Origin of the sequence: Streptococcus sp. SR1, from assembly GCF_000526075.1 — a bacterium.
GTDB lineage: Bacteria > Bacillota > Bacilli > Lactobacillales > Streptococcaceae > Streptococcus > Streptococcus halitosis.
Map to the genome: position 1 here is coordinate 1 of NZ_JATR01000011.1, position 5,509 is coordinate 5,509.

The window sequence follows — 5,509 nt, forward strand, 5'->3', positions numbered from 1 at the left end:
TCGTGTTCTCCAAGAAGGTCAAAAGGGTATCCGTGTTCACTTGATCGAGGTTGAAAATGGTAAGCGGACTGAAAAAGAAAGCTATGATAAAGTTATGGCTCAGGATCGCATCGTAGAAGTTGGAACGAAACCAGGAACCTCCCTTCCAGAAGATGAAGTGAAGAACCTTGTCCTTAACAGACCAGAACTTGTAATCGAAGAAGAAACAATTGACTTCAAGGTTCAGGAACAAAAGAACGATCAGCTTCCAGCGGGTCAAACCCGTGTTCTCCAAGAAGGACAAAAAGGTATCCGTGTTCACTTGATCGAAGTTGAAAATGGCAAACGAACTGAAAAAGAAAGCTATGATAAAGTCGTGGCTCAGGATCGCATCGTAGAAGTAGGTACGGCTGGTGAAACGACCAAACCAGTACCTCAAGAATCTACAAAACCACAAGTATCAGAAAAAGCAGATACAAAACAAAACACTTCAAATGCAGCTAGTCAAGCTCAAGAAGAGCAGTTGCCAAATACAGGAAGTGCAGAAAGTCAAGCAGCCCTAGCAGCAGGCTTAGCTCTTCTTGGTTTGAGTGCAGGACTAGTAGCCACTAAAGGCAAAAAAGAGGATTAGAATTTCTACGATATGAAGAGATGGGGACAAAATAGATTTATATTTTAAAAACTCTTCATTATGAATTTTGAAAATCTAATAGATTAAATAAAAAGTGAACCAAACTATTCTGGGGCAATCAGAATTCTGTTTAGTTCACTTTTTGTTATGTTCTAAACTTTTGCTTTAATATATTTCTACTATATTAAATCTTATAACAGCATATAGATTAATAAATTGGCTATATTTAGTTTTATGAATAAAGTGACATTATTTATTGAAAGGGAGTAGAAATATCAAAGGAATGAATTCTTTGAAGTTGACATTTCGTAAATAAATTCTTTAGTAATGAAATAAATTAATTAAAATATATATGATATAATAAACCTGATAAGTTCTATTATATTATGTGCTGTAAGTGAATATAATTTTATCAAGAATAGAGCATGGTGTTATTATGGATACGTCACTATATTGTGGAGGTGTTGCGTACGTAGAATTGAATACTTAATTTTTTATCGATATACAAATAGAAAGGTTGGTCATAATGGATAAGATAAAAAAATATCTCGGTTTTCTAGTGTTCCCTCTTTTATTCTTGATGATGCTTTTCCCGGTGGGTGAAGCACATGCGGCAACTGATATCACGAGTAAAGTCAAAATAGATAACTTGAAGATTACTATAGCATCCACAGGAAGCGAGACTGAAGGAATTCATGGTTCAAATGATACTTTGATGAAATTGAAATATTCAGGTAAATTCTCATTCCCCAATGTGGCAGCTAATGAAATCAAGGATGGTGATTACTTTATCGTAAAGGCTCCAAATAACTTGAGTTTGACGGATGGTAGTCTGGATTTGATTGATTCGACGTCAAATATCAAAATGGGGACTGTCCAAGTGGATAATGCTAACCATCGGCTGGTATTTACCTTCAATGACAAGGTGAAGGACAAGCAAAATATCCGTGGGGACTTTGTTGCAGAAGCAACTGAAACACTCCAAAAAGAGGGGAAAACGGTTACTTATGTTTTGCCAGATGGTAAAAAACAGACCATCACGTATAAAGTAAATAAATATCAACAGACTGACGTGATAGGAGAAACCATTACAAAGTACGGTTATAACGATAACAATAAGGCGATAGCACATTTTCAGATGAAGATTAATCGCGCTAAGAAAGATATGACTGGACATGTGGTGAAGATTACAGATGACGTTTCAAAGGGAGCTTTTGCTAACTATGTGGAAGGTACTTTCTATATGTATGAAGCAGAATTCGAAACGACGAATACGAATTCATCTGCTCTTAAACATTTAGGTGATAAATACGAAATCACAACCGATTCGGAGGTATACAAGGCTGACTCAGATAAAAAAGCTTTGTTGACCTTTGTCAACGGGAAACGAGGATTTGAGTTGCTCATGCCGACCAATATGGGAACAAAGAGCTTTTTCTTAACGTATGATACGTCCTCACCAGCAGATACTTCAACGATAAGTAACTCAGCTCAGTACTTGATTGATAACCAACCACAACTTATTTGGGAACAATACGGAGGTAGTATTGGAACCAGAACAGAAGCAACGTTTAATTTAAAGACGGTTAAATCTGTAGGTGCATCAGTCACAGCTGATATTGCTGGTAAGATCAAAATCACAAAATACGATGAAGCGGATGCAACTGTTAAGTTGGCAGGCGTTGTCTTTGAAATCCGTGAGAAAACCACTAATAATTTGGTTGATACCGTTACAACAGATGCGGATGGGATAGCTGTCTCAAAGGCTCTCAATAATGGTAAGTATATCGTTAAAGAAAAAACTCCTAAATCAGGCTATCAGGTAAATAGTCAAGAGTTCGAAGTGGAGATGAAAGATGGAAAGGGTGTTCCCCTCAATATCTCTAACAAACGTGTGACAGTTGACTTTGAAGCAACCAAGACTTGGGTAAACGGAAAAGCAACTGATTACAAAAAAGTCAAACTCGGTTTGTATGTGCACAAAGAAGGACAAACTGTTGCAGATGCAAAACCTGTTACTGGGAACTACACCCCTGAAGTGACAGAGTCTAATGGTGTTTACACTTATAAGTGGCTAAATCGACTACCTAAGTACGATGTTGATGGAAAAACAGAATTAGTCTACTCTGTTCGCGAGCTTCAAGATACTACTGAACTTCCTTTGAAAGAAGGAGAGAAAGTCAAAGTAGGCGACAACAGCTATGTTGTATCCTATAACGGAAACAACAAAGTCACCAACACTTACGAAGTTCCAAAGACAAACGTGACGGCTAAGAAAATCTGGGTTGGCGGTCAGGAACATATTCGTCCAACTGTCTACTTCAAACTCTATCGTACGCCAGAAGGTGGAGCGATTGAAGAAGTAGCTGGTGCTGCCCAAAAAGAAGTTCCCAAAACAGATGGAACTGTAGAATGGACAGACCTTCCTGCGACAGATGAGCACGGTGTGAAGTACATTTATAGTGTGATGGAAGTCGATGAAGATGGCAATCTTGTCACTGCTGTAGATGGTTATACAGCCAATCAAACAGCTGATTTAACTGTCACAAACACCTATGGTACTTCACCAACTAAGGCTGATATTGAAGTCAAAAAAGAATTGGTGGGTGGTCGTCCAACACCTCTTCAAAACGAAGAATTTGAATTTATCTTGAAAGGCAAAAATGGCCAAGAAGTTCAAAGAGCTAAGAACGATGCAGCTGGTCGCGTAGTCTTCAAAGATATTCCTTTCGATAAAGCGGGTGAATACGAATTTACTGTTGTTGAAGTGAATGCTGGTCAAACCATCGATGGTGTGACTTACGATGTTAGAACAGTACCAGTCACAGTAAGTGTAACAGATGATGGAAAAGGTAAACTGGTTGCGACAGTATTGTATCATCCTATTACTGCTGTGGCACTTCCGTCAGCTAATTTGGTCTCTTCAGCACCTAGTTCTAATCTTGTACCATCACTTACTGGTGCAGTGAATAGAGCTACTGATGGTGGAATTCAGACATTCAAAAATACTTATAAAGCAACTAATGCTAAGGCCGTTCTTGAAGTGACTAAGCAGTTGACCGGTCGTACGACAGGAGCTCAAGAAAATGAGTTCGAATTTACGTTGACAGACCAAGTTGGTAACGTTGAAACTAAGAGAAATGATGCAGATGGAAAAGTTAAGTTTCATGAATTGACCTTCGATGAAGCAGGTACTTATACTTACACTATCAAGGAAGTAAAAGCTGGTACAACTGAAAATGGTATTACCTACGATTCTAAGACAGTCACAGCTAAAGTAACTGTAACAGATGACGGTCATGGTAAACTGACTGCAGTTGTTGATTACAGCAGTGATGGTACAGCTAATAGCACAACCTTCACCAATACTTACAGCCCTGCAAAAGTCAAAGCACCAGTTTCTGCAACTAAGTCATTTATCAATAAGAACACCAATACTCCGATTCCGCTCAAAGGTGGCGAGTTTGTCTTCTCCTTGCTAAATCACGAAGGTGATCCTGTAGAAAAAACTACAAATGATGCAGATGGAAACATCAAGTTTAAGGATTTAGAATTCGAGAAAGCTGGTACTTACCAGTATACAATCTACGAACACAAAGCTGGTCAAATCGAGAATGGTATCACTTATTCTAATAAGACTGTGGAAGTGACTATCGAAGTAACAGATGACGGTCATGGTGCTCTGAAAGCAACTGTTTCTTATGACAACGATGAAAGACACTTCGAAAATACTTACAAAGCTGCAAATGCTAAAGCAAATCTCGAAGTGACTAAGAAATTGACAGGTCGTGAGTTGAAAGCTGATGAATTTGAGTTCACTTTGACAGACCAAGACGGTAATGTGAAAGAAACCGTGAAGAATGACAAAGACGGAAACGTTAAGTTCTCAGAATTGGAATTCGACAAAGCGGGCACTTATGCTTATAAGATTGCTGAAAAAGCGGGTACTGCTACAGGTATCCAGTACGATACGAAAACCATCACAGCTACAGTAACTGTAGCGGACAATGGTAAAGGTGTCCTTGAAGCAACCGTTGCTTATGACGGTGAAAAAGTATTCGAGAACACTTACACTCCAGCAGGGGCTACAAGTGTCACTCTTGGAGCTAAGAAAGTTCTTGAAGGAAAAGCTCTTGAAGCAGGTAAATACAGCTTCGAATTGAAGAAAGAAGACGGTAGTGTTGTCGAAACAGTGAAAAACGCTGCCGACGGAACTGTGACCTTCTCACCAATCTCATATGATGAGAGCCAAGTGGGAACTCACAAGTATACTATCTCAGAAGTTGCTGGCTCTGAAGCAGGAATCACTTACGATAAGACAGTTCAAGAAGTTGAAGTAACGGTTGAAAAAGTAAGCGCAACTGAATTGAAAGCAACTGCTTCAAAAGAAGCAAAAGATCTTGTATTTACAAACAAATACACACCAGCGAAAACTTCGGTTTCTGTGACGAAAAAATGGGATGATAAGGACAATCAAGATGGTAAACGCCCATCTTCTGTCACAGTTAAATTGCTTGCGGATGGTCAAGATACTGGTAAAACACTTGAACTCAATGCCGCAAACGGTTGGACTGGAAGCTTCACGGACCTTGATGCTGATAAAGGCGGCACACCTATCCAGTACACAGTAGTAGAAGTAACTGTTCCTGGTTACGCTCCAGAAGTTACTGGTGACGCTGCATCAGGATTCACTATCACAAATAGCTATTCTCCAGAAACAGTTGATGTCACAGCTACCAAGAACTGGGATGACGCGAATAACCAAGACGGCAAACGTCCAACTAAGATTACAATCAATCTTTTAGCAGACGGTCAGAAAGTCGCATCGAAAGAAGTTCAAGCAGCNNNTCGTAGAAGTTGGAACGAAACCAGGAACCTCCCTTCCAGAAGATGAAGTGA

General features: G+C 39.3%; 1 protein-coding gene and 1 pseudogene. Both read left to right on the forward strand.

Translation table 11 applies throughout. From position 1 onward, the window contains the following. The coding region (locus HMPREF1518_RS02615; protein WP_033583958.1) for a G5 domain-containing protein at positions 1-610 on the forward strand (610 nt) is incomplete at its 5' end. A gap of 526 nt (positions 611-1,136) precedes the next feature. Beyond that, positions 1,137-5,474: pseudogene (locus HMPREF1518_RS02620) on the forward strand (Spy0128 family protein); the annotation flags it as partial. Between the last annotated feature and the right edge of the window lie 35 nt (positions 5,475-5,509).